Origin of the sequence: Pseudarthrobacter sp. NPDC058119 (genome assembly GCF_042884655.1) — a bacterium.
Taxonomy (GTDB): Bacteria; Actinomycetota; Actinomycetes; order Actinomycetales; family Micrococcaceae; genus Arthrobacter.
This window is the reverse complement of sequence record NZ_JBHVTN010000006.1, coordinates 32,338-55,982: the sequence shown is the minus strand read 5'-3', so window position 1 is coordinate 55,982 and position 23,645 is coordinate 32,338. Positions and strand designations below refer to the sequence as shown.

Genomic DNA, 23,645 nt, shown 5'->3' with positions numbered 1-23,645 from the left:
CATGCCCCTCTCCACACCGGCGGTGCGCGCCCTCATCGCACCGGACAAGTTCAAGGGCAGCCTGACCGCCGGCGAAGTGGCACAGGCCCTGGCGGCCGGACTCCGGTCCGCCGCCGGGGCTGGCCGGTCCATCCAGTGCGAACTGCTTCCCCTCGCCGACGGCGGTGACGGCAGCGTCGACGCTGCGGTGTCGGCAGGCTTCACCCGGCACTCCTGCCGCGTAACCGGGCCAACAGGGCAGCCGGTGCAGGCCCCCATTGCGTTCGACGGCGTGACAGCCGTGGTCGAAGTGGCCAACACCTGCGGAATCTCACGCCTGCCGGCGGGCACCCTTGATGCGGTCAACTCCTCCAGCCGCGGCTTCGGCGAGGCCATCCGCTTCGCACTCAACCTGGCCCCGGCCCGGATCGTGCTGGCGCTGGGCGGCAGCGCCAGCACCGACGCAGGGATGGGGATGCTGTCCGCCCTGGGCTACGCCTTCCTCGACCATGACGGCCGCGAACTGGACGGGACAGGCGGCGCCCTCCACAGGATCCACGCCGTTCAGGGCACCCCCATCCCCGGCCTGGCAGGCACGGAACTCATCGTTGCCAGCGATGTCGCCAATCCACTGGCCGGTCCCGCTGGGGCGGCGGCAGTCTTCGGGCCGCAAAAAGGTGCCAGCCCCGCGGATGTTGCCACCCTCGACGCGGGCCTGGGGCACTTCGTGGACAAGATGCGGGAAGCCGGATTTGCCGCCGCACACAGGCTGGCCCGCCATGAGGGAGCCGGCAGCGCAGGCGGGATCGGCTATGCCTGCCTGCTGCTTGGCGCCCGGCAGGTCTCAGGGGCGGATTTCTTCCTGGACCTGCTGGACTTCGACGCGCGCAGGGACGGCTGCGACGTCGTGATCACGGGTGAGGGAAGCATCGACCTGCAGACCCTGGCCGGCAAACTGCCGGCCGCCGTCGCCCGGCGTTCCGGCCCCCGGCCCATCATCGCCGTCGCCGGACGCTCCCTGCTGCCCCGCGAGCGCTGGGCAGACCTGTCCCTGTCCCGGGTCTACGCCCTGGCCGACTACACCAGCCGGGATTCCGCCACGAACCCGCAACTGTCCACGGTACTTCTCCAGCAGATTGGCGCTGAGATCGCACAAAGCATCCTCTAGCCGGGCCACGTTGTCCCTTCCGCCGGCTCCGCCGGGCAGTAGCATCGGGAGAGGGAACACCGAATACTCCCTGGCCGCCTGGGTACCTGACCTTGGGCAGGGGGTCTTGGAGCATCCATGCCAGCACGGAAACGAGCAATGGAAAGAGGAGCTTATGCGGGAGCCGGGCACCAGCGAGCGTACTTCGGAAGCGGACGAGGCCGCGCAGGCCAGCGTGGAAGTGGAAGAGGACGCGGCGGAGCCGTCACCGGACCTTGAGGTCACGTTCGACGAGCAGTTCTTCGCGGCCCGCCCCAAGGCACTGCGTCCCATCGCGCGCCGCCGGCAGTTCGTGGGCAGCCGGCCGTCCTTCGAATTCGACGGGCGCAACGCGGCATACGTGGAGTGGCTGCGGAACCAGGCCATGCTCGGGGACGCGAACACGCTGGCACGCCAGCTGTCCGGCCAGGCCAGCATGTGGCAGAACTCGTACGCGCACCCCAACCCGCGGGCCGCCGTCGAACGTGCCTCCGTATGGTTCACCGCCTACCCGCTGTCTTTCATCACCCGGACCGGCCAGTCATTCCTGTCCGCCCTGGGCGACCCCGAAATGTGGAAGGCGTTCCGCGAAATCGGTATCCGCGGGATCCATACCGGGCCCGTGAAGCTCGCCGGCGGCATCAGCGGCTGGTCCCACACGCCCAGCGTGGACGGGCACTTTGACCGCATCAGCATGGCGATCGACCCCGTCTTCGGCACCGAAGAAGAGTTCCGCAGCATGTGCGAGGTGGCCGCCGAGCACGACGGCACCGTGATTGACGACATCGTCCCCGGCCACACCGGCAAGGGCGCGGACTTCCGCCTGGCCGAGATGAACTTCCGCGACTACCCGGGGATCTACCACATGGTGGACATTCCGGAAGAGGACTGGAACCTGCTCCCGGACGTCCCGGAAGGCGCAGACTCGGTCAACCTCAGCCCCGACTCGGAGCAGGCGCTGCAGAAGGCCGGCTACATTATCGGCCGGCTGCAACGCGTCATCTTCTACGAGCCCGGCGTCAAGGAAACCAACTGGAGTGCCACCCGGCCCATCGTTGACACCACCGGCAAGACCCGCCGCTGGGTGTACCTGCACTACTTCAAGGCCGGCCAGCCTTCCATCAACTGGCTTGACCCCACTTTCGCCGGGATGCGCCTGGTGGTGGGCGATGCCCTGCACTCACTGGTGGACCTGGGCACCGGCGCCCTCCGCCTCGACGCCAACGGCTTCCTGGGCGTGGAGAAGAGCGCGGAAGAGCAGCCCGGCTGGTCCGAGGGCCACCCGCTGTCCGAGGCCGCCAACCAGCTCATCGGCTCCATGATCCGCAAGGTGGGCGGGTTCTCCTTCCAGGAGCTGAACCTGACCATTGACGACATCAAGGCGACCTCGGAGTCCGGCCCCGACCTCTCCTACGACTTCATCACCCGGCCGGCGTACCACTACTCCCTGGTCACCGCCGACACCGAGTTCCTGCGGCTGACCCTCCGCCTGTCCATGGAAATCGGGGTGGACCAGGCCTCCCTGGTGCACGCTTTGCAGAACCATGACGAACTCACCTACGAGCTGCTGCACTTCGCCGCGGGCCACCGGGACGAGATTTTCGAGCTCAACGGGGAGGAACTCACCGGCGCCCAGCTGGCCGAGAACGTCCAGCAGACCCTGCGGGAGCGGCTTACCGGCGAAAACGGCCCCTACAACGCCGTGTTCACCACCAACGGCATTGCCTGCACCACGGTCAGCTTCATTATGGCTGCCCTGGGAATCAAGGACCCGGCGGCCGTCACCCCGGAGCAGGAGGCGCAGATCCGGGACGTGCACCTGCTCCTGGCCATGTACAACGCCCTGCAGCCCGGCGTCTTTGCCCTGTCCGGCTGGGACCTTACAGGAATCATGGCACTGGACCGCAGCAGCGTCGGCGAGCTCACCTCACAGGGTGATACGCGCTGGATCAACCGCGGCGCCCACGACCTCATGGGGACAAGCCCGGACGCCACCAACTCATCGGCCGGAATGCCGCGCGCCCGCAGCCTGTACGGTTCCCTGCCGGACCAGCTGCAGGACCAAGACTCCTTCGCACGGCGGCTGCAGCGGATCCTCGCCGTGCGCGAGGACAACGGGATCGCCACCGGCACCCTCCTGGACGTGCCCGAGGTCTCCAACCGCTCCGCCCTGGTGCTGGTCAACCGGCTGAAGGGCGGGGCCCTGCAGGTCACTGCCCTGAACTTCTCCGGGCAGGACATCACCGGCAGCATCCAGTCCAACGAACTGCCCTCCGGCGCCAACGTCCAGGACCTGTTCAGTGGGGAGACCGTGGGGCAGGTGGACGACCTGCACAGCTTCTTCCTGGAGCTGCCCGCCTACGGCGGAACCGCCCTGCTGTTGACCGAGGCGCCGGAACCGGAAGCGGAGGCTTAATAAACAGCCGGGCAGCGCCGGGGCACCGGCCCCGCGCTACCCGGCGATGGCGCCTGACAACGTGGCTTCAATGACGGCCGGCGAGAGAACGTACTGGGTGACCAGCTGGCTTGCCCCGAGCACGCCGGCCTGGTCTCCCGCGCGGGATACATTGATGCGCAGGTGCGAGGTGGCCAGGGGCGGCGAGCGCCGGTACACCACCTCGCGGATGCCGGCCACCACATGTTCTCCGGTCTCACCAAAGCTGCCGCCCACCACGATGACGGACGGATTGAGCAGGTTGACCACGGTGGCCAGTACCTCGCCGATATCCCGGCCTGCCTGGCGCAGGGCCTGGATGGCCTGCAGGTTGCCGTCTGCGGCCAGCCGGATTACGTCGGCGCCCCTGGCCACGTCCAGCCCCTGCTTCCGCAGGGAACGCGCGACGGCGGGACCTGACGCGAGTGCCTCCAGGCAACCGTAGTTTCCACAGGCGCAGAGGACATCCGCGCCCCGCGCCACCTGGACGTGCCCCAGGTCCCCCGCCGTGCCGTTGGCGCCGCGCTGGAGTTCCCCGCTGCTGATGATGCCGGAGCCGATGCCCGTGGCCACCTTTACGAAGAAGAAGTTGTTGTACTCGGGCCAATGGGCGGACTGCTCCCCCAGGGCCATGATGTTCACGTCGTTGTCCACCAACACGTGGACCGGCAGGGACCGCTGGACGTAACTGACCACGTCGAATCCATCCCAGCCTGGCATAATGGGTGGTTTTACCGGCTTGCCGGTGTCATGTTCCACGGGGCCGGGCAGCCCAATGCCGATTCCGGCAAGTTCCGCAGTGCTCCGGCCGGCCGAGGCCAACAGCTCCTTGCCCTGCGCCACAACCTGGTCCAGCACGGCCTCCGGGCCGTCGGCCACCTGCTGCTCCAGCCGGTGCTCGGCGAGGATCTTCCCGCCGAGGTCGGTGACGGCGACAATGACGTGCGTGGCCCCCACATCCACGGCCAGTACCAGGCGGGCGGCGGGGTTGAACGCAAAGCGCGACGGCGGCCTGCCGCCGCTGGAGAGCGCTTCCCCGGCCGGGCCCACGAGGCCGGACAGCATGAGCGCATCGATCCGGGAGGCCACCGTGGAGCGGGCCAGCCCCGTGCTCAGGGCCAGCTCCGCCCGGGTGCGGGCCCTGCCGTCGCGGAGCAGCTGGAACAGGTCCCCGGCACGCGACAGGCTGCCGACGTCGGAGTCTTTTCCGGCCTGCCTGCCCGTCGTTGAAGTCATGTCTAAGTCATAACACTGTTACTTAGCGCTGTCACCACAGCAGAAGAATGACACGAAACAAACAACTTTTGCTTGACGCGCGTCAAAAGTAGTTCTACGTTGTGATTCAGGGCACATCCGCGGTTCCGATGGCAACCATCCGCCGCGCTGATCCCTCCGGTATTCCAGAGTCCGCCTTACAAAGAGGTAATAGAACTTGTCCCATAACGAAGCGCCAGCAGAACGGCCCCTGGGCGTCGGCATCCTCGGCGCCGGGCCCGTTACCCAGGCCATCCACCTTCCGGCACTGGCCAGGCTCCGGGACATCCTGGAAGTACGGCACATCATGGACGTGGACCCGGCGGTCGCCTCGTCGGTGGCGGCGCGCGTCGGTGCCACCTCCAGCACCGGCATGGATGCCCTGCTGGGAGACCCCGGCGTGGACATCGTCGCCATTTGCAGCCCCCACCAGTTCCACGCGGACCAGGTCATCGCAGCCTGCCGGGCCGGCAAGAAGGCGGTCCTCTGCGAGAAGCCCTTCGCCATGAACGGTGAGGAGGCAGCCAGGATTGCGGACGTCAGCGCCGAAACGGGCGTGCCGATCGTGGTGGGAGCCATGCACACCTTCGATCCCGGCTGGCTGGCGGCGGAACAGAACTGGGGTGACCTTCCGGAGCGCGTGCACACCATTCGTTCCTCGATCGTCCTGCCGCCGAACGCCCGCTTCGAGGACTTTGCCACCGAAATCATCACCCGCCCCGCCGCCGGCAGCCCCGATTACTCGGACATCGAGGTCATCAAGGCCATGATGCAGGGCGGGATCATGGGCCTGGCCATCCACGACCTGCCCCTGGTGCGCCGCTTCACGCCGGACTTCGGCGACATCGAGGTGCTCCAGGCCCGTCACGTCCGGCCCTTCGGCTACGCGGTTTCGCTCCGGACCCCCACCCGCGTCATCGAACTGCGCGCAGTCATGAACAGCACCTGGAAGCCGGAATGGACCTTCGAAGCCATCAGCGACGACGCTGCCCTCCACATCGACTTCACGCCGTCCTACGTCCAGGCCGGCTCCGCGATGGCCACCTTCTCCCGAGGCGGCCAGGCCACCAGCTACGGCCCCTACGGCCATAACGGCTACGAAGGCGAGTGGCGCCACCTGGCCGAACTGGCCAGGGGGACCCGCCAGGCGCCCTCCGCCCAAAATTTGATTGATGACCTCACGTTTGCCCTGGCCATCTCGGACGCCACCGTGCAGAACGTTGCCGCCGCGGAAAAGGCAGGAGCCAACGCATGAGCGCCTACACAGTGGCAGCAACGCCCCAGGCCAGGGAAGCAGGGGCCGTAGCTTCAGCGGTCGCGTCCCTGCCGGAAACCTTCGGCCCCGCGACGCAGGACCGGGAGGCTGACGTTGCGGTGATCACCGGCGAAGCAGGCTGGACCACGGAAGCCGTCCGGGCCATCGAATCCGGCTCACGCGGCATCATGGTGGTGGATCCCGTCCCGGAGGAGACCACGCAGCTGGCTGACGCTGCCCGGGCCGCCGGTGCCGCCGTCGTCCTTGATCTCCACTGGGCCTCCAACCCTGCGCTGGTCGGCGAAAGCGGCAATCCCGATGCCCGTGACGCCGTACGCGGCGGCCTGGGCACGGCATCCCTGATGGACAGCGTGGCGACGGCGGCCCCCGGCACGGACGTCCGGCGCCTCCTGGCGCGGCACCTTGCCGCCGTGCTGGCCGTCAGCGGACCGCTGAACGGCGCCGAAGTCCTGCGCAGCAGCGCCACCGGCTACACCGTCAGCGCACACCTGGCCAACGGCGCGCCGTTCACCGCCCAGGGCCTCCTCACCGCCGCCCGCCCGGCCGGCGTCGACATCCACCTCTACACCGCCGACGGCGGAGTGGCCGTCCGGGTGCCGGAACCGGACGCCGCGTGGCCCGCCGACGTCAGGGCCACCGGGGCCCACGGCGAACTATTGCTTCCAACCCTGTACGAATCCGCCCACCGTGCGGCGTGGCGGCGGCTGAAGAACCATCTCAGCGCCGGCACCCTCCCGGCCGACCTGGCCGGCTTCGCCCGGCTGACCGACCTCTACGCAACCCTCGCTGCCACGTAACCAGCCCACCGATACGCAACCGAACAGCAGTCCAGTCCCACCTCCACTCTCAACGATGAGCAGGACCGCACCAACGGCGCACAGCGCAAGACGGTCCCGAAAGGACACACATCATGAACGCAACTCCCGAACAGCGCCGCTCCTTCTCACGGCGCGGTTTCCTGGGCCTGACGGCTGCCGCAGCCTCCGTACCCCTGCTCGCTGCCTGCGGCGGCGGCTCGGCATCGCAGGGAGGCGGCGGGGGCGGGGCCGGCAGCACCGTGAAGTTCTGGGACATGCCCTGGGCAACACCGGCCTACAACGACGCTGCCAAGGGCATCGCCGAAGGCTTCAGCGGAGCGAACGGCAGCAAGGCGTCCTACCAGATCATCCAGTGGGCCAACTTCTACCAGACCTTCTCCTCCGCCATTGCGTCCAAGACGGGCCCGGCAGTGTCCACGGGCGGCGGCTTCCAGGCATTCCAGTTCGAGCAGCAGGGCCAGATCGCCTACGCGGACAAGGTGATCGAGAAGCTGAAGGCCAATGGCCAGTTCGACGACTTCCTGCCCGGCGTGCTGGACCCGTTCAAGTCCAGCAAGGGCTACGTGGCGGTCCCGTGGCAGCTGGACATGCGCGTCTTCTGGTACCGCAAGTCGCTGTTCGAGAAGGCGAACGTCGCCCTGCCCACCGACTGGCCCTCCCTGCTGGAGGCCGGCAAGGCACTGAAGAAGATAGGCGCCTTCGGCTTCACCACCGGCGCCGGCACGGGCAACAACTACGCCAACCACTCCATGATCATGATGATGGTCAACAACGGCGGCGGCGTCTGGAACAAGGACGGCGAGCTGGACCTGCTAAACGACCGCAACGTCGAGGCCATGGAGTTCGTCCTCGAGCTGGTGTCCAACGGCATCGTCGATCCCGCCGCCGTCAGCTACACCACGGACAACATGTCCGCCCAGTGGAAGGACGGCAAGGCAGGGTACGGCCTGTTCCAGGTGAACGTCCCGCAGCGTGTCGGCGACACCTCCGGCGACCTGCTGGTGGCCGACCCCATTAAGGGCCCGCACGGGGACAAGGCCACCATCGTGTTCCCCAACAACATCATGATGTACACCAACACCCCCTCGCAGGACGCCTCGGAAGAGTTCCTGGTGTACTACCTGGGCCAGCTCAAGCAGCTGTGGCAGAAGAAGCTCATGTCCGCCCTCCCGGTCTTCAAGTCCATCACCGAGATCCCGGAGTTCGCCAACGACCCCAACAACGTCAAGATCGTCAAGGACTGGCAGCCCATCGCCAAGACCTTCGCCGCCCAGGGAAGCACCCTGAACGCCAACCTGGCCGCCCTGGACGGCGGGCAGGCACTGAACCAGTTCAGCCAGACCATCATCACCGGGAAGTCGGACGCCAAGACCGCCCTGCAGGCCTTCCAGTCCGGCCTCGAATCCGTCCTGAAGAAGTAGGACAGGGTCCCCATGTCCAGCACCACCGCACAGTCCGGCCTGTCACGGGCCCGCCGGGGACTCGCCCCCGGCGGGTCCGGGGCCGCCCCCGGAAAACGCAGGAGCAAGCTCTCCGCGCAGGCCACCAAAACGTTCTTTTGGCTCCTGCTTCCCTCCGTAGTCCTGCTTGTCCTGATCCACGGCTACCCTCTGATCTACGCGGCCGTCCAGGCCACGCATGACGGAAACCTGCTCCAGACCGGCAACTTCGTGGGCGTTGAAAACTTCGCCACCGTCCTCAGCTCGCCCGCGTTCTGGAAAGCCGCCCAGTTCACCCTGTGGTTCACCATCGTGGGCGTCTTCGGATCCTGGCTTGTAGGCCTGGGCCTCGCCCTGCTCCTGCGTACCAAGATCCCGGCCGGCAACACCTTCAAGGTGCTGCTCCTGCTGCCCTGGGTGGTGCCCATCGTGGTGTCCTCCACCGCCTGGAACTGGCTGGTGGCTACCCCGGACAGCCTGATCCCCTCCCTGTTCCGGAACCTGGGCATGGGCACACCGCTCTTCCTGGCGGACCCCACCCTGGCCTCCGTCACGGTGATGGTGTTCAAGGTCTGGGTCAGCTTCCCCTTCATGATGATGATGATCTCCGCCGCCCTGGCCTCCGTGGACAGCACCGTCTACGAAGCGGCCAGCATGGACGGGGCCAGCCGGTGGCAGCAGTTCAGCCAGATCACCCTGCCGCTGATTGCCCGCTCCACGTACATCAGCTGGATCCTGATGACCATCTTCTGCGTCAATGACTTCCCCACCATCTACCTGCTCACCGGCGGCGGCCCCGTCAGCGCCACCACCTCCCTGGTGGTCCTGGCCTACCGGACCGTGTTCCAGGACTTCGCCACCGGCCCCGGCGTGGCCATCGCCTTCCTCATGACCATGACCCTGGTGGTCATCTCGGTCATCCTGTACCGCCAGATCCGAAAGTCGAGCGTCGAATAATGAGCGCAGTCCTTCACGCCCATGCAGATTCCGGCCCCGCCCTCGGCGTCGACGCCGGCAAGCGCCGCAAGGTCCTCTCCGAAACGGGCCAGCGGGGCCGCTGGTGGCGCTTCACCGCGATCCTCATCATCACCGCGATTGTCCTGGTGCCCATCATGGTCACCGTGGTGCTCGCCTTCACGCCGGGACCCAACAGCACCGCCACCGGGCTAACGTTCGAGAACCTCAGCGGCGTCTTCTCCAAGACCCTGGCCGCCACCTGGCTGAAGAACAGCCTGGTCACCACCCTCTCCACCGTGGTGGTCTCCGTGGCCGTGGCAGCCCCGGCCGGCTATGTCCTCTCCCGCGGCCGCAGCAAGGCCGTCTCCGGGTACTCTCTGCTGCTGTTCGTCATGCAGTCCCTGCCCATCATCACCTCCGTGGTGCCGCTGTTCATCCTGTTCGCCGGCATGGGCCTGGTGGACAACCTCCTGGGCCTGACCATCATCTACGTCGGCTCCACCATGACCGTGGCCACCTGGATGATGGCCGCCTACTTCGACTCCATCCCCATCAGCCTCGAGGAAGCATCCTGGATCGACGGGTGCTCCGTGTTCGGCTCGTTCACCAAGGTAGTCCTCCGGAACTCCCTTCCCGGCGTTCTCTCCACCGCGATCTTCGCCTTCCTCCTGGCCTGGAACGACTACCTGGTAGCCATCGTGTTCCTGCGTTCGAACGAAATCTTCACCCTTCCCATGGGCGTGCAGTCTTTCTTCCAGCAGAACGCCACGGACTGGACATCCGTCATGGCCCTGGCCGTGGTCATGATGCTCCCGCCCGTCATCGTCTTCGCCACGCTGAACAAATACTTCAGCGTCGGCGGCATCGGCGGCTCGCTCGCCGGCCGTTGACCCCAGTCCACTTCGATTCACAACAGAACGCTAAGGAAACCCATGTCCTACTCACTTCAGCTCTACACCCTGCGCAACGCGATCGCGGAGGACCTGCCCGGCACCATCAAAAAGGTTGCCGAAATCGGCTACACGCAGGTTGAGCCCTACAACTTCGTGGCCACTGCCAAGGAACTCGGCGCCGCCCTGAAGGAAAACGGCCTCACCGCGCCGTCCGGCCACGCGCCCCTGATGAGCCAGGACCAGGACGAAATCTTCGCCGCCGCAAAGGAACTGGGTATCAGCACGGTGATTGACCCGTTCCTTCCGGCCGAGCACTGGCAGAAGGCCGAAGATATCCAGGCCACCGCGGAGAAACTCAATGCCGCCGCAAAGAAGGGCGCGGAGTACGGCATCCGGGTTGGCTACCACAACCACGCCTGGGAGCTGGAGTCCACCATCGAGGGACGCACCGCCCTGGAGTACTTCGAGTCCCTGCTGGATCCGGAACTGGTCCTTGAAGTGGACACGTACTGGGTGGCCGTCGGCGGCCAGGACCCGATCGATATCCTCGCCAAGCTTGGTGACCGGGTGAAGTTCATCCACATCAAGGACGGCCCCCTGAACAGGGACAACAAGGCGCAGCAGCCGGCGGGACAGGGCAAGGTCCCGGTCCTTGACGTCATCGCCGCCGCCAAGTCCCTGGAGGTGGGCGTCGTGGAGTTTGACGACTACTCCGGCGACATCTTCGACGGCATCGCCCAGAGCCTGGCCTTCCTAAACAGCAACACCGCAGCCGAAGGAGCCAACGCGTGAGCACCCCCGCAAGCACCCCGGCCCGCAGCGGCCCGGTGGGAGTCGGCGTCATCGGCGCCGGCGTCATTAGCAAGCAGTACCTGGACAACCTCACCGCGTTCCCGGACCTGAAGGTCCACGTCATCGCCGACCTCTTCGAGGATGCCGCGGAGGCCCGCGCCAAGGAGTACGGCATCGAAGAGTGGGGCGGTGTCGACAAGGCCCTGAACCACCCAGACGTCGAAATCATCGTCAACCTGACCATCCCGGCCGCGCACGTGGAGGTGGCCACCGCGGCCGTCAATGCGGGCAAGCACGTCTGGACCGAAAAGCCGTTCTCACTGGACCGCGAATCCGGGCTGGGGCTGCTCAAGACCGCCGACGCCGCCGGCATCCGCCTGGGCTGCGCGCCGGACACCTTCCTCGGTGCCGGCATCCAGACCGCCCTGCGCCTGATCCAGCGCGGCGACATCGGCACTCCCCTGACTGCCATGACCACGTTCCAGACCCCCGGCCCGGAGTCCTGGCACCCCAATCCCGCGTTCCTCTTCCAGCACGGCGCCGGCCCCCTGTTCGACATGGGCCCGTACTACCTCACCACCCTGGTCCAGGCCTTCGGCTCCATCCGCAAGGTGGCCGCCGTCGGCTCCAAGGCCAAGGACGTGCGCGTGATCGGTTCCGGACCCAAGGCCGGCGAGGAGTTCACCGTCGAGGTGCCCACCCACGTCTCGGCCATGGCGCAGTTCGAATCCGGCGCCTCCTCGCACAGCGTCTTCTCCTTCGAATCCCCCCGCACCCGGATGGGGTTCGTGGAGATCACCGGGACCGAAGCCACCCTCTCGCTGCCGGACCCCAACTACTTCACCGGCGACATCAAGCTGTGGCGTGCCGGCGATGAGGACTGGACCACCATTCCCGCCACCGGGCCGGCCAACGGCCGCGGCATGGGCGTCCTGGACATGGCCCGTTCCCTCCGCGCCGGTGTGAAGCACCGGGCCACGGGCGAGCTGGCTTACCACGTGCTGGACACGATGGTCTCCATCAGCGAGTCCGTGGATTCGGGCACGTTTGTCGACGTCGAAAGCTCAGCCCCGGCATCCGCCGCCCTCCCCGAGGACTGGGCACCGGAAACCGCAACCCTCTAATCCGGCAAGACCAGCCCCGCAAGCAGGAAGCACGCAGGAACGCATCATGACCGCACCTGAACACCCGTCCGCACCCCCGGCCGCCCGTCCGGTTTCCCGCCCATTGGGTGTGGCAGCCATCGGTTACGCCTTCATGGGCAAGGCCCATTCCAACGCGTGGCGGAACGTGGCCAGCTTCTTCGACGTCCCGGCCTTCGAGCAGAAAGTCCTGGTGGGCCGGGACGCCGGGGCCGTCGCCGAGGCTGCCGCGAAGTACGGCTGGGCCGAGTCTGCCACGGACTGGCGCACCGTGATCGAACGGGACGACATCGACATCGTGGACATCTGCGCCCCCGGCTGGATGCACGCAGAAATCGCGGTCGCCGCCCTGGCAGCGGGCAAGCACGTGCTGGTGGAAAAACCGCTGGCCAACACCCTGGCCGAGGCCGAACTCATGACCGCCGCAGCGGCCAAGGCCAGGGCCCGGGGCGTGCAGTCGATGATCGGGTTCAACTACCGCCGGGTCCCGGCCCTGGCCCTGGCGAGGGAGCTGATCGCAGAAGGCCGGCTGGGCACCGTCCGGCACGTCCGCGCGGCGTACCTGCAGGACTGGCTCGCCGACGCCGAGGCGCCCATGACCTGGCGGCTGCGGAAGGAAACCGCCGGGTCAGGCGCGCTCGGGGACATCGCCTCCCACGCCATCGACCAGGTCCTGTTCCTCCTCGGCGGCGAGGTCAACGAAGTCACCGGCAGGCTCAACACCTTCGTCAACCAGCGCCCCGGCGAGAACGGCCTGGAGGACGTCACGGTCGACGACGCCGCCTGGGCCACGCTGTCCCTCGCCTCGGGCGCCATCGCCTCAGTCGAGGTTTCCCGGGTGGCCACCGGCAGGAAGAACAGCCTCCAGATCGAGGTCTACGGAGACAAGGGCAGCCTGCTCTTCGACCTCGAAAACCTCAACGAACTGGGCTTCCTGGACGCCACCCTCCCCATCCGCGAGCAGGGCTTCCGCCGCATCCTGGTCAACGAGCCCGAACACCCCTACCTCGAAGCCTGGTGGCCGCAGGGCCACATCATCGGCTGGGAACACACCTTCACCCACCAGGCCCGCGACTTCCTCCTGGCCATCAAGGACGGAACCGCACCCTCGCCGTCGTTCGAAGAAGGACTGAACGTCCAGCACATCCTCAATGCCGTGGAGGAATCCGCAGCCAACAAAAGCACCCTCACCGTCGTCCGCCACTAAGCCATCACCGCGCCAGCCCGCCACCAGCCAAGGAGATCCATGTCCCGCCCGTTCACCCTGTTCACCGGCCAGTGGGCCGACCTGCCCTTCGAGGAAGTCGCGAAACTGGCCGCCGGCTGGGGCTACGACGGCCTCGAAATCGCCGTCTCCGGCGACCACCTGGACGCCTGGCGCTGGGACGAACCCGGCTACGTCGACTCCAAACTCGAAATCCTGGACAAGTACAACCTCAAGGTCTGGGCCATCTCCAACCACCTCAAAGGCCAGGCCGTCTGCGATGACCCCATCGACTTCCGCCACCAGGCCATCGTCGGGTCCAAGGTCTGGGGCGACGGGGACCCCGAAGGCGTCCGCCAGCGCGCCGCCGAGGAAATGAAACACACCGCCCGGCTCGCCAAAGCCCTCGGCGTGGACACCGTCGTCGGGTTCACCGGCTCCTCCATCTGGCAGTACGTCGCCATGTTCCCGCCGGTCCCGGAAAAAGTCATCGATGCCGGGTACCAGGACTTCGCCAACCGCTGGAACCCCATCCTGGACGTCTTCGACGAAAACGGCATCCGGTTCGCCCACGAAGTCCACCCGTCCGAGATCGCCTACGACTACTGGACCACCGTGCGCACCCTCGAAGCCATCGGCCACCGCGAAGCGTTCGGCCTGAACTGGGACCCGTCCCATATGATGTGGCAGGGCATCGACCCCGTCTCCTTCATTTGGGATTTCAAGGACCGGATCTACCACGTGGACTGCAAGGACACCAAGATCCGCCAGACCGGTCGCAACACCGTCATGGGCTCCCACCTGCCCTGGGGAGACCCCCGGCGGGGCTGGGACTTCGTCTCCGCCGGCCGCGGCGACGTCCCCTGGGAAGCCTCCTTCCGGGCGCTGTCCGCGATCGGCTACGACGGCCCCATCAGCATCGAATGGGAAGACGCCGGCATGGACCGCCTCCACGGCGCCCCCGAAGCCCTCGCCGCCCTCAAGAAATACGACTTCCCCGCCTCCCAAACCAGCTTCGACGCCGCTTTCAGCAGCAAGGACTGAACGGGTGCGCAGGCTGCGGCCGGGCCAGCGCTGCGAGGTGTGGACGGCCTCCGCCGCGGGAGTGCTGGACCTTGCATACGCCAGCTGGAATATGCTCCTCGAGGCACCCAATTGGACGCTGAACGGCCGGGAGCTCATCCTCAATGGGGACGGAAAGTTGTGGCGCCTGGCCTTGGCGGACGGGTCCCTCGCCGAGGTTCCGCTGACCGGCGTTCCTGCCCTGAACAACGACCATGTCCTGGCCCCGGACGGAGGAAGCATCTACGTGTCCGGGGATGACGGGCACATCTACCGTGCACCCCTGGCGGGCGGCCCGGCTGCCAGGGTGACGGCCGACGACGGGTCCTTCCACTTCCTGCACGGCGTCAGCCCGGACGGCAGCGAGCTCGCCTATGTCGGGATCGGGGAAGGGGATTTCTCGCGTCCGGGCCGCCTCATGACCATGGCGTCCCGCGGCGGCGCAAGCGCGGCCGTCGATGTGGGGCCGGGCCACTGCGACGGGCCGGAATACTCGCCCGACGGGAAATGGCTGTACCTGAACACGGAATCCTTCAGCACGGCTCCCGGCCACGCCCAGCTTGCCCGCGTCCGGCCGGACGGCAGCCAGTTCGAGCAGCTCCTGGCGAGCGGGACCGTGGACTGGTTCCCGCATCTTTCCCCGGACGGCAGCCTGGCCAGCTATGTCCGCTTCCCCGCCGGAACGGAAGGCCACCCCGCGGACGTGGCGGTCGACGTCGTCCTGGTGTCCACGGGCGACTGGGCCGCGCCGCTGCACACCTGGCCGGTGTTCGGCGGCCAAGGGACCCTCAACGTCAACAGCTGGTCGCCCGACTCCGGCCGCTTCGCCTTCGTGGCTTACCCACTGGGTGCCGGGGACTAAGGCTGCCGTCCCTTAGTGGTGAAACCCACGGACGTGGCCGCCCGCTAAGGCGCCTGGGCGGACTCCCGGTCAAGGACAACGTCGTACGCTTCCACCTGGCGGTCCGTGACCGTCGTGGGCGATTCCAGGTGCACTGCGCCAGAGGGCAGGATGCCCGCGCCGCCATACCGCTCCATCACCTGCCATTGCGCCACGACGTCCTCGCCCGCGTGCCCAGGAGGGAGACTGCTCCAGAATCGGAACCCGCCGGCGTCGACCAGCAGCTGCCTGCGGTACAGAACGCAGCCACCCAGCCACGCCACGTGGTACGGCACCCACTCGCCCGGCTCCAGGGACAGGTCGGCGCCGAGGTGGCTGAGGTTCGCAGCGTTGTGCAGCGGCCATCGGTCGAATCCAGGGCCGTCGGGGCGAATCCTCTCGGGAGTCACCGGCCCGTCCCATGCTTCGAAAGGCGCCGTCTGATCGGGCCTGCGGTCAGCCAGGAAGGACAGTCCCTGCGGCGCCATGCCTACAAAACCGCAGCCAAGCTCGTCCAGGGCCTGGCTCAGCAGGGCCAGGGCGCCCTGCTCCAGCCAGACGTCGTCGTCCAGGAAGAGGCACTGGCCGGCGGTGGACTGCTCCAGCAGGTACTGCCGGTGTTCGGCGAGCCCACGGCGCGGAAGATGGCGCAGCAGCGTGACGGGCCGGCCCTGCGCCTCGAGTACCCGCACCATGGCTGCGGCGGCCGGGTGTTCCCAGGCGGGTTGGCCCGCTGACTGGTCGCTCACCACGACGGCGAACGCCGGGTCGTCCTGCCCGGCCAGTCCGGCGAGGGTCACGGCCAGCTCGGCCGGCCGGTTGCAGGTAGGCACCAGGACATCCACTGCCGCCTCATCCTGCTGGTCCGTGGGCCGCGCCCACTGACCTGGAGATCTCCTGCCCACGTTCCACCTTCCTGGCCTCGACATCGGTTCCGGCGTCCGGCACGGTGTCCCCGCTGCCTGCCGGCGTGGTTTCCCATGTCCCGTACCCAGCCGGACCCGAACGTATGCGGACACGGAAAGGCCCCGATTCCGGCTGCCGGCGGGGCAGCAGGAGCCGGGGCCCGCGGGGAAAGCCGACTTATCCGGCGTCGAAGCTCTCGTCATCGTCATTGGGCGATTCCTCCTGCGGAAGGTCGTTTCCGCTGCCGTCCGGGATGCCCGTGGCTTCCTGTCCGGGCTCCGAGGAGTTCGGTGCCGACCCCTGGGAATCGTCATTGGACTCATCGATCTCCGCGGCGCTGGACGGGAGGTCCATGTCGTGCGGGACCGGGTCCTGGCCCGCCCCGGACTGCGGTTCGTTGGTGTCCGCGCCCGCCGGCGAAGCGCCGCCGGACTGCTGGCCGCCGCTGTTGGACTGCTGGCCGCCCTGCGTGCCCGCAGCTTCCTGCTCGGCGGTGGGGGTGCCGTAGCCGCCCGGGGCCGACTCGGGTTCAGCCTGCTGGTTTTCCTGCGTCATGCTTCCTCCTGTTGTGCGTTGCCGATGGTGCACGGTAATAATCAGTAAACTTATCAAATGTGGGGGCAGGCGCAACGGGCAGCCCACTTTCTGGGTACGGGAGGAGCAGAAAGAAGACGTGGACCCCCGCCGGAGAGAAAGGAGCGCCGATGTCCGATGTTGAGGACTACACCGGCCGCACGGGCCGGAACGAGACCCGCGAGGAGCAGCTGGACCGAAACTGGGCCGAACTCCTCCAGGAGTTGCGCGTACTCCAGACCGGCGTACAGATCCTCGCCGGCTTCCTGCTGACGCTGCCGTTCCAGCAGCGGTTCGAAAAGCTTGACGACTGGGAAGTTGGCCTCTATCTAGCCAATGTGGTGGTTGCCGCCCTGACCACTGCCTTCATCCTCCTCCCCGTCAGCGTGCACCGGCGGCTCTTTCGGAAGCGGCTTAAGGAGACACTGGTTTCCAGTGCCGACACGATCACCAAGATCGCCCTCGGCGGCATCGCCCTGCTGAGCGCCGGGACCGCCGCACTGGTCTTCGACGTCGCCGCAGGAAGATCTGCCGGCGTCACGGCCGGCGGGGCACTGCTGGGCGTCATGGTGGTGATGCTGGTGTTCGTTCCCCTGCGCCTCAACAAGCGCGCCACCGGGAGGATCCTTCCGACGGCAGGAAGCAAGGAGTGATGCATGCGCAAATGGGCTAAAGAGCATGGACTGCTGGTGGCCAACCTTGGCCTGTTCCTCGTGTTTTTCGTGGGAATGGTCCTCTCCGGCGCGGCGTCCTACAGCGAAGACCAGCAGGCCCACGGCGAACCCGCCGTGTCCGTGCTCCAGTTCCTGGGCACCGGCGCGTTCGTGGAGGCCACCTTCGAGAACTGGGAATCGGAGTTCCTGCAGATGGCCATGTACGTGGTCCTCACGGTGTTCCTGTTCCAGAAGGGCTCATCCGAGTCCAAGCCAATGGGCAAAGGGGCACCCCAGGACCAGGAACCGCGGGATGCGAAGGCCACCAATGCCACGCCGTGGCCCGTCCGGCGCGGCGGGGTGGCGCTCAAGCTGTATGAGCACTCCTTGTCGATCCTGTTCTTCGTCCTGTTCCTTGCCTCATTCCTCGTGCATGCCGCCGGCGGCGTGGACGAGTACAACCAGGACCAGCAAAGCCACGGGAAGCCCGCCATCACCTTCCTGCAGTACCTGGGAACCAGCCGGTTCTGGTTCGAATCCTTCCAGAACTGGCAAAGCGAGTTCCTGGCTGTCGGGGTCCTGGTAGGGGCGTCGGTGTATCTGCGGGAAAAGGGATCCCCGGAATCAAAGCCGGTTGCCGAACCGAATTACGAAACCGGCGCCTGAGGCGCTCCTGGCCGCCCGCCGGTCAGGCGCCCTCGAGTACCTGGCTCGTGGCCCAGGCCAGGTACTTGCCGGCGTTGGCCACGGCGTCCTCGGGGCTGGATGCGACGTCCAGCAGCTGCGCCGCGGCGACCACTCCGTGCCCGGCCAGGTCCTCGAACGTCACCAGGATCCTGCCGGCCACCACAATGACGGGAATGCCACGCTCGAGGGCCGCGTCCGCGAGCGCGATCGGCGCCTTGCCGGTCAGCGACTGGGAGTCCATGGAGCCCTCGCCGGTAATCACCAGGTCCGCCTGGTCCAGCTGGCCGGCCAGTCCGGTCAGCCCGGCCACCAGCGCAAAGCCGCCTTCCAGCGAGGCGTCCGTGAAGGCAAGGAACGACGCCGGGAAGCCTCCGGCGGCGCCCGCGCCGGGGACGTTCACGTCCCGGCCCGTTGCTTCCCGCAGCACTGACGCCCAGTTGCGCAGCCCGGCGTCGAGCATTTCCACGGCGTCCTGGTCCGCGCCCTTTTGCGGGGCGAAGACGTGGGCAGCGCCGGAGGGTCCGTACAACGGATTGCGGACGTCCACGGCAATGCGGAAGGTGGTGGCGGCCAGGCGCGGGTCCAGTCCCGACGTGTCCAGCGTTGCAACGTCACCGAGCGAGCCGCCGCCCAGGGGCACCACGTTCCCGGCCGCGTCCAGGGGTTTCAGGCCCAGGGCGCGGAGGGCGCCGCTGCCGCCGTCCGTCATGGCTGAGCCGCCCAGGCCCAGGACGACCTCGGTGGCACCGGCGTCGAGGGCCGCTGCGATGAGTTGGCCGCAACCGTAGCTGTGGGCGCGCAAGGCGTTCGCCGGGGTTGGTTCCATGTTCGCCAGGCCCGAGGCCTGGGCAGTCTCGATCACGGCGGTGACCTTGCCGTCGCCGCCCTTGTGGATGGCCCAGGCAGCCCCGAGCGGAGCGAGGATGGGGCCCACCACGGCGTTCAGCCGTTCTTCGTAGCCAGCCGCCACCGCGGCCTCCAGGGTGCCCTCGCCGCCGTCGGCAATGGGAAACTGGGTGGCGACGGCGTCCGGGTAGACCCGGAGCGCCCCCTCGGCGATGGACGCGGCCGCCTCGGCTGCCGTCAGGGACCCCTTGAACTTGTCCGGAGCAATCAGAATGCGCATGCGCTCCATCATGCCAGCAAGCCTTGGGAAAGCGCTTGCCGGATCCGGGATGCGGACCTCCCAAGGGCCGGGGCTGCTACCCCTTGCCCCAATCGTTGCCGGTGAGATGCGAGCCCGCCTGCGGGCCCATCTGCAGCATCCCGCCATCGACCACCCAGGCAGCACCCGTTACATAGCTTGAGGCCGGCGAGGCGAGGAAGGCGATGACGTCGGCGATCTCCCGGGCATGGCCCGGCCTGCCAAGCGGCACGCCGGGGCGCTCCATCGTCGTCGGATCCTGGTCCTCCTGCCCCGTCATGGGCGTGGCGATCTCGCCGGGGGCCACCGTGTTGGCGGTGATGCCATACTGCCCCAGCTCCAGGGCCAGGGTCTTCATGAGGCCGCCCAGGCCATGCTTGGACGCACCGTAGGCAGAGGAGCCAACGCGGGGCTGGAACTCGTGGACGCTGGACACGGCCACCAGCCGCCCTCCCTTTCCTGCCTTGACCATGTGGCGTGCCGCGGCCTGCAGGCAGACGAATGCCCCATTGAGGTTCGTGTCCAGGATCCGCATCCAGTCGTCGATCCCCATGTCCAGGAACCTCGTGTTGGCACCTGTCCCCGCGTTGTTGACAAAGACGTCCAGCCCGCCCAGTTCCCCGGCAAGATCGTCAACGACGGCCGCCGCGGCACGGAGTTCGGTTGTGTCCAGCCGGCGGACCACGGCCTTGCGGCCCAGGCCGCGCACCTCTTCGGCGGTTTCCTCGGCACCCGCCTTGTCCGTATGCCAGGTGATGCCCACGTCCATCCCGGCGCGGGCCAGCGCCACGGCCGTGGCCTTGCCGATGCCCGAGTCGGAGCCGGTGACGATTGCAGCGGTGGGTGCGAAGTTGCTGGTGTCCGGCATGGCGGGGCCTTTCGATGGGTCAGGCAGGGCGGCGGAGGTCGGGCTGGTAGGACTCGTCGTCACCGCCGGCGGAGGCTTCGGCCTCCCGGGGTGCCGGCGCCAGGTCCGGGCGTTCTTCCCGTACGGCCATGAGGGGCACCGCAAAGGTCACCACGGGCCGGCTGTCGGCGTCGTCAGCCGCCCTGATGGTCAGGCTCCTGGTGCCGGGCGGCACCGAGGGGGCGAAAACCTGCAGGTTGCGCGTGCCGACGGTGGCGGAGTCCTGCAGCGTGTATTCGGTGCCGAAGTGGTCCTGGAGCATCAGCCGGGGCTCCGGGGAGTCCCCTGACGGAAGGTGGATGTTTACCACCAGGCCCGAGGCCCAGACTTCCACGGACAGGACGGTGAATGCGGTGGCCGGCGTGACGTGCCGCCCGTAGGTGGGGGGCAGCAGCATCCGGCGAAGATCGCCGGAAGGGATGAGATTGCTCATGGTGGTTCCTGTGGGTCTTGCGCCCGCGGACGGCCGGCCGCCGGCGGGTTGTCCGGCGCCGCCCGAACGCTGGGGCGCGGTTGCGGCTCGGGCGCTTTTCCGGACTGGGGTCTTCCAGCCTGGAAAGAGTCGGAGGGGCGCCGTTGCTGCGCTGTTCCTGGTCGATGATGTTCAGTTCCGGGAGGCGAAGGTGTCCAACCATTCCTCCCAGCCGTCGTGGCGATCCTTTCCCCTGAAGTAACTAGTAAGTCTACTTACTATGGAGCCTCCGGATCGGGTCCCTGTCAAGGGGAGGGGCGGGACCTTTGCGGGCAGCGTGCGGGCATTGCGGCATTTCCATGCCCGCCGGCCGGGGGGCGTGGGTGGCCAGGCTACCGGCGGGGGCGGACCACTGCGTAGTACCCGGGCACCCGGTCCTGGCCGGGCACGCCGGTCACAGGGTTGGTTTCGATGGCCGTATGGCCGTCTTCAAGGAGTTCCCAGGCCGACGCCGGGAACGCACGTTCACGCTCTTCGGGACCGAAGTGCCCCGGCATTGGCAGTCCCCGGATGGCCAGTTCCAGCGGCGCCGGAATGCCGCGGGTGGTGGCCCCGAGGTGGGACACGTACTCCACCGGATTCCCCTGGAAATTGGTCTCCGCCATGAAGACGGTGCCGCGGCGGCCCGCCAGGAGCCGGAGGTTCTCGACGAGCGCCACCTGGTGGGCTGGAGCCAGGACGTGCAGGACGCCGCGGATGAAGGCGTTGGCGCCGTCACCGCCGGCGTTGATGGACTCCGCCAGGGCCGCCCCGGCGCCCTCCGCCGTCATATCGCGCGCTTCAAAGGCCGTGTTGCCATGCCCAGCGGACTCCGCCCGGGCCTTGGCAACGGCGTGCGGGGAGACGTCCACCCCCACCACGCGCGGAAAGACGTCCGCGAGCGCACGGGTGAAGCTGCCGTGGCCGCAGCCGGTGTCCACGACGGGAAGGGCGGGGTCCAGGTACTGCAGGAGACTGTCCTTGTAGCCCAGGAACTCATGGTCGTTCCCCGAATCCCACAGGACTTCGCCGCCCGCGCCGGTGGCCGTTATGCCTGCCCAGTATGCGTCCCACGCCTTGTGCCGGTCCTTCGGCGCGCTCCTGGACAACCTGACCAGTTTGGGGATCATCAGGTACTTCTGCAGGATGGACCGCGGCGACTTCGTTGGTGAGGACACGGCTCAAATATATGTTCCCTGCCTGGGAGCCGGCGCTGGTTCGGCCACATTACGGCGCGCCTTCTCCGCTACGGCAGGCATGCGGGGTGCAACGCCGGGGCCCCGCGATCTGGACCGGCGCGGGCCGCGTCCCCCTAGAATGTACTCAACTGGGAGGAAGGGAACACTGTGACGGCTGTGCCGAGTGGCGTGCACCTGGCCCGTACCGCCGTCGTCGCTGATCCCGACGCCGGCCGGCTGGCCCGCAATGCCCAGGCACTGCGGAATGCCGGGTACGGCGTCCTGGAGGCCTCGGACGCTGCCGGCCTGGCCTCCCTGCTGGACGCAGGCCAGCCCTCCATCGTCGTGGCAGACGCACTCCTGGCTTCGGTCCAGTCCGCGGCGCCCGTCCTGGTCATGGTGGACCTGGACAATCCCCAGGAGATCGCCGCGGCCAGCCCGCCCGGGGTCCACGACTGCATCACGAAACCGCCGGAACCCAAAGAGCTGGTCCACCGCGCGTCCGTCCTCATCGAGCAGGTTTCCCGCAGGCGTTCCTCCCGGCAGGTGGCCGAGGGGCTCCGCGAGCAGCTGCGCGAGGTCTCTGCCGCCGTGCGCGCCACCAACGATCCGCAGGAGATCGCCAACCACGTGGTCTCCGGCTTCGGCCGGACCTTCAAGGCCGACCATGTGGTCCTTTCCACCTTCGAAGACCACCGCGTCCCCGTCATCACTGCCAGGTGGCACCGGCAGGGACTGGCGGAGCTGCCCCAGGGCGCACTTCCCGGCGAGGATGAGGCACGTGCCACGGCGGATGCCCTGTGGGCAGGGACAGAGACACTCTCCGCGGACGGAACCGAAACCGAGGCGCGTGCCGAGGAGAAGCCGGCCCGGGCCATCGCAGGGGCAGCCTCCACTCTGGCGGTGCCCATCGGCGAAGGCAACTCTTCCCTGGGCATCATCTGGATCGCCATGATGGACCGGCCGCGGACCTGGTCCAGTGCCGAGCTGGGGTTGATCCAGCACGTGGCCGGCAACGCCGCCTACGGGCTCATCCAAAGCCACCTGATCAGCAGCCAGCAGCAGGTGGTGAAGCAGCTGCGGGAGCTCGACAAGGCGAAGACGGATTTCCTGGCCACGGTGAACCACGAGCTGCGCACCCCGCTGACCTCGATCATGGCGTACCTGGACATGATCCAGGAGAGCACCGAGCACCCGGTGTCCAGGGAAGTCCACCAGATGCTGGACATCGTGGTCCGCAATACCGAGCGGCTCCGGTCACTCATCGAGGACATGCTCAGCGTCTCCCGCGGCGGCCTGGACACCACCGAAATGCAGCTGGCGCCGGTCCGCCTGGGGCGCACCCTGGACCTGGTGGCCGCGGCACTCCGGCCGCTGGCGACACTGCAGAACGTCACCATCGACGTGGACCCGGTTCCGGAGGATCCGGAAATCCTGGCCGACGAGGTGCAGCTGCAGCAGGTCTTCACCAACCTCGTGTCCAATGCCATCAAATTCACGCCCAGCGGCGGCCGGATCGAGGTGGGCAGCGAATCCCACGCCGCGGCGGACGGCTCCAAGTGGGCCACCGTGCGGATCGCCGATACCGGCATCGGCATCTCGGGCGACGAAATCGACCATGTGTTCACCAGGTTCTACCGGGCCTCGAACGCGATGAACGGCGCCATCCCGGGAACAGGGCTGGGCCTTGCCATTTCCAAGGACATCGTGGACCGCCACGGCGGCCGGATCGACGTCGCCTCCACCCTTGGCACCGGGACCACCGTCACCGTCAGCCTCCCCCTCGGCACTGACCGCGCCCAGGCCAATTAGGCGCCGAAGGAGGACTGG

General features: G+C 67.7%; 22 protein-coding genes. 15 read left to right on the top strand and 7 right to left on the bottom strand.

Annotation, left to right across the window (positions count from 1 at the left end; translation table 11 throughout):
* The first annotated feature begins 1 nt into the window (after position 1).
* Both ACFVTD_RS13645 and treS read left to right on the top strand, forming a co-directional pair.
* Entirely contained in the window at positions 2-1,147 is a 1,146-nt protein-coding gene (locus tag ACFVTD_RS13645; protein ID WP_387563761.1) for a glycerate kinase, read from the top strand.
* 154 nt (positions 1,148-1,301) lie between these two features.
* Positions 1,302-3,581: a maltose alpha-D-glucosyltransferase gene (treS, locus tag ACFVTD_RS13640; protein ID WP_387563758.1), complete on the top strand. Its 2,280-nt coding sequence runs from the start codon at positions 1,302-1,304 to the stop codon at positions 3,579-3,581.
* 36 nt (positions 3,582-3,617) lie between these two features.
* Here treS and ACFVTD_RS13635 read toward each other — a convergent pair whose 3' ends face one another.
* Complete coding sequence (locus ACFVTD_RS13635; protein ID WP_387563755.1) at positions 3,618-4,835, bottom strand: ROK family transcriptional regulator; 1,218 nt, start codon at positions 4,833-4,835, stop codon at positions 3,618-3,620.
* Between the two features lie 196 nt (positions 4,836-5,031).
* On the opposite strand from ACFVTD_RS13635, the gene ACFVTD_RS13630 reads away from it, so the two are divergent.
* From ACFVTD_RS13630 to ACFVTD_RS13585, 10 genes are all read left to right on the top strand, one after another.
* Complete coding sequence (locus ACFVTD_RS13630; protein ID WP_387563752.1) at positions 5,032-6,108, top strand: Gfo/Idh/MocA family protein; 1,077 nt, start codon at positions 5,032-5,034, stop codon at positions 6,106-6,108.
* Positions 6,105-6,926, top strand: coding sequence for a hypothetical protein (locus tag ACFVTD_RS13625; RefSeq protein WP_387563749.1), 822 nt, complete (start codon positions 6,105-6,107; stop codon positions 6,924-6,926). The genes ACFVTD_RS13630 and ACFVTD_RS13625 overlap by 4 nt, the downstream gene beginning before the upstream one ends.
* A 113-nt stretch (positions 6,927-7,039) precedes the next feature.
* Entirely contained in the window at positions 7,040-8,368 is a 1,329-nt protein-coding gene (locus ACFVTD_RS13620; protein ID WP_387563746.1) for an ABC transporter substrate-binding protein, read from the top strand.
* Positions 8,369-8,380: 12 nt separating this feature from the next.
* Complete coding sequence (locus tag ACFVTD_RS13615; protein WP_387563743.1) at positions 8,381-9,343, top strand: carbohydrate ABC transporter permease; 963 nt, start codon at positions 8,381-8,383, stop codon at positions 9,341-9,343.
* Positions 9,343-10,233 (top strand): carbohydrate ABC transporter permease, encoded by an 891-nt coding sequence (locus ACFVTD_RS13610; protein ID WP_387563740.1) that lies wholly within the window; start codon positions 9,343-9,345, stop codon positions 10,231-10,233. Before ACFVTD_RS13615 ends, ACFVTD_RS13610 begins: the two co-directional genes overlap by 1 nt.
* 42 nt (positions 10,234-10,275) lie before the next feature.
* A complete protein-coding gene (locus tag ACFVTD_RS13605) occupies positions 10,276-11,028 on the top strand; it encodes a sugar phosphate isomerase/epimerase family protein (RefSeq protein WP_387563737.1) in 753 nt (250 codons plus the stop codon).
* Positions 11,025-12,152 carry a Gfo/Idh/MocA family protein gene (locus ACFVTD_RS13600; protein ID WP_387563735.1) on the top strand — a complete coding sequence of 376 codons (1,128 nt, stop codon included), beginning with the start codon at positions 11,025-11,027 and terminating at the stop codon, positions 12,150-12,152. The genes ACFVTD_RS13605 and ACFVTD_RS13600 overlap by 4 nt, the downstream gene beginning before the upstream one ends.
* A 46-nt stretch (positions 12,153-12,198) precedes the next feature.
* The gene (locus tag ACFVTD_RS13595; RefSeq protein WP_387563732.1) at positions 12,199-13,377 is read left to right on the top strand and encodes a Gfo/Idh/MocA family protein; all 1,179 of its coding nucleotides are present in this window, start codon (positions 12,199-12,201) and stop codon (positions 13,375-13,377) included.
* 39 nt (positions 13,378-13,416) lie between these two features.
* Positions 13,417-14,418: a sugar phosphate isomerase/epimerase family protein gene (locus ACFVTD_RS13590; protein WP_387563729.1), complete on the top strand. Its 1,002-nt coding sequence runs from the start codon at positions 13,417-13,419 to the stop codon at positions 14,416-14,418.
* 4 nt (positions 14,419-14,422) lie between these two features.
* The gene (locus ACFVTD_RS13585; RefSeq protein WP_387563726.1) at positions 14,423-15,298 is read left to right on the top strand and encodes a TolB family protein; all 876 of its coding nucleotides are present in this window, start codon (positions 14,423-14,425) and stop codon (positions 15,296-15,298) included.
* Positions 15,299-15,342: 44 nt separating this feature from the next.
* Here the strand turns inward: ACFVTD_RS13585 and ACFVTD_RS13580 are convergent, their stop codons facing one another.
* Positions 15,343-16,221: a glycosyltransferase gene (locus tag ACFVTD_RS13580; protein ID WP_387563723.1), complete on the bottom strand. Its 879-nt coding sequence runs from the start codon at positions 16,219-16,221 to the stop codon at positions 15,343-15,345.
* Positions 16,222-16,399: 178 nt separating this feature from the next.
* Entirely contained in the window at positions 16,400-16,777 is a 378-nt protein-coding gene (locus ACFVTD_RS13575; RefSeq protein ID WP_387563720.1) for a hypothetical protein, read from the bottom strand.
* A 149-nt stretch (positions 16,778-16,926) separates the two neighbouring features.
* Between ACFVTD_RS13575 and ACFVTD_RS13570 the strand changes: the two genes are divergently transcribed.
* Positions 16,927-17,448, top strand: a complete 522-nt coding sequence (locus tag ACFVTD_RS13570; RefSeq protein ID WP_387563718.1) for a DUF6328 family protein — start codon at positions 16,927-16,929, stop codon at positions 17,446-17,448.
* Between the two features lie 3 nt (positions 17,449-17,451).
* Entirely contained in the window at positions 17,452-18,114 is a 663-nt protein-coding gene (locus tag ACFVTD_RS13565) for a DUF6766 family protein (protein ID WP_387563715.1), read from the top strand.
* 22 nt (positions 18,115-18,136) lie between these two features.
* On the opposite strand, the gene ACFVTD_RS13560 is transcribed toward ACFVTD_RS13565, so the two are convergent.
* The 4 genes from ACFVTD_RS13560 to ACFVTD_RS13545 form a co-directional block, all read right to left on the bottom strand.
* The gene (locus tag ACFVTD_RS13560; RefSeq protein ID WP_387563712.1) at positions 18,137-19,261 is read right to left on the bottom strand and encodes a glycerate kinase; all 1,125 of its coding nucleotides are present in this window, start codon (positions 19,259-19,261) and stop codon (positions 18,137-18,139) included.
* A gap of 76 nt (positions 19,262-19,337) precedes the next feature.
* A complete protein-coding gene (locus ACFVTD_RS13555) occupies positions 19,338-20,147 on the bottom strand; it encodes an SDR family oxidoreductase (protein ID WP_387563709.1) in 810 nt (269 codons plus the stop codon).
* A gap of 19 nt (positions 20,148-20,166) precedes the next feature.
* Positions 20,167-20,619 carry a hypothetical protein gene (locus tag ACFVTD_RS13550; protein WP_387563706.1) on the bottom strand — a complete coding sequence of 151 codons (453 nt, stop codon included), beginning with the start codon at positions 20,617-20,619 and terminating at the stop codon, positions 20,167-20,169.
* A gap of 371 nt (positions 20,620-20,990) precedes the next feature.
* Positions 20,991-21,767: a class I SAM-dependent methyltransferase gene (locus ACFVTD_RS13545; protein WP_387564389.1), complete on the bottom strand. Its 777-nt coding sequence runs from the start codon at positions 21,765-21,767 to the stop codon at positions 20,991-20,993.
* A gap of 216 nt (positions 21,768-21,983) precedes the next feature.
* Between ACFVTD_RS13545 and ACFVTD_RS13540 the strand changes: the two genes are divergently transcribed.
* On the top strand, positions 21,984-23,627 hold the full coding sequence (locus ACFVTD_RS13540; RefSeq protein ID WP_387563703.1) for an ATP-binding protein: 1,644 nt from the start codon (positions 21,984-21,986) through the stop codon (positions 23,625-23,627).
* The last annotated feature ends 18 nt before the right edge of the window (positions 23,628-23,645 follow it).

Bases quoted from the DNA above. Each gene is read 5' to 3' on its own strand.
- ACFVTD_RS13645 (WP_387563761.1), top strand. From the start codon at position 2: ATGCCCCTCTCCACACCGGCGGTGCGCGCCCTCATCGCACCGGACAAG.
- treS (WP_387563758.1), top strand. From the start codon at position 1,302: ATGCGGGAGCCGGGCACCAGCGAGCGTACTTCGGAAGCGGACGAGGCC.
- ACFVTD_RS13635 (WP_387563755.1), bottom strand. From the start codon at position 4,835: ATGACTTCAACGACGGGCAGGCAGGCCGGAAAAGACTCCGACGTCGGC.
- ACFVTD_RS13625 (WP_387563749.1), top strand. From the start codon at position 6,105: ATGAGCGCCTACACAGTGGCAGCAACGCCCCAGGCCAGGGAAGCAGGG.
- ACFVTD_RS13620 (WP_387563746.1), top strand. From the start codon at position 7,040: ATGAACGCAACTCCCGAACAGCGCCGCTCCTTCTCACGGCGCGGTTTC.
- ACFVTD_RS13615 (WP_387563743.1), top strand. From the start codon at position 8,381: ATGTCCAGCACCACCGCACAGTCCGGCCTGTCACGGGCCCGCCGGGGA.
- ACFVTD_RS13610 (WP_387563740.1), top strand. From the start codon at position 9,343: ATGAGCGCAGTCCTTCACGCCCATGCAGATTCCGGCCCCGCCCTCGGC.
- ACFVTD_RS13605 (WP_387563737.1), top strand. From the start codon at position 10,276: ATGTCCTACTCACTTCAGCTCTACACCCTGCGCAACGCGATCGCGGAG.
- ACFVTD_RS13595 (WP_387563732.1), top strand. From the start codon at position 12,199: ATGACCGCACCTGAACACCCGTCCGCACCCCCGGCCGCCCGTCCGGTT.
- ACFVTD_RS13590 (WP_387563729.1), top strand. From the start codon at position 13,417: ATGTCCCGCCCGTTCACCCTGTTCACCGGCCAGTGGGCCGACCTGCCC.
- ACFVTD_RS13575 (WP_387563720.1), bottom strand. From the start codon at position 16,777: ATGACGCAGGAAAACCAGCAGGCTGAACCCGAGTCGGCCCCGGGCGGC.
- ACFVTD_RS13570 (WP_387563718.1), top strand. From the start codon at position 16,927: ATGTCCGATGTTGAGGACTACACCGGCCGCACGGGCCGGAACGAGACC.
- ACFVTD_RS13565 (WP_387563715.1), top strand. From the start codon at position 17,452: ATGCGCAAATGGGCTAAAGAGCATGGACTGCTGGTGGCCAACCTTGGC.
- ACFVTD_RS13560 (WP_387563712.1), bottom strand. From the start codon at position 19,261: ATGCGCATTCTGATTGCTCCGGACAAGTTCAAGGGGTCCCTGACGGCA.
- ACFVTD_RS13555 (WP_387563709.1), bottom strand. From the start codon at position 20,147: ATGCCGGACACCAGCAACTTCGCACCCACCGCTGCAATCGTCACCGGC.
- ACFVTD_RS13550 (WP_387563706.1), bottom strand. From the start codon at position 20,619: ATGAGCAATCTCATCCCTTCCGGCGATCTTCGCCGGATGCTGCTGCCC.
- ACFVTD_RS13545 (WP_387564389.1), bottom strand. From the start codon at position 21,767: ATGATCCCCAAACTGGTCAGGTTGTCCAGGAGCGCGCCGAAGGACCGG.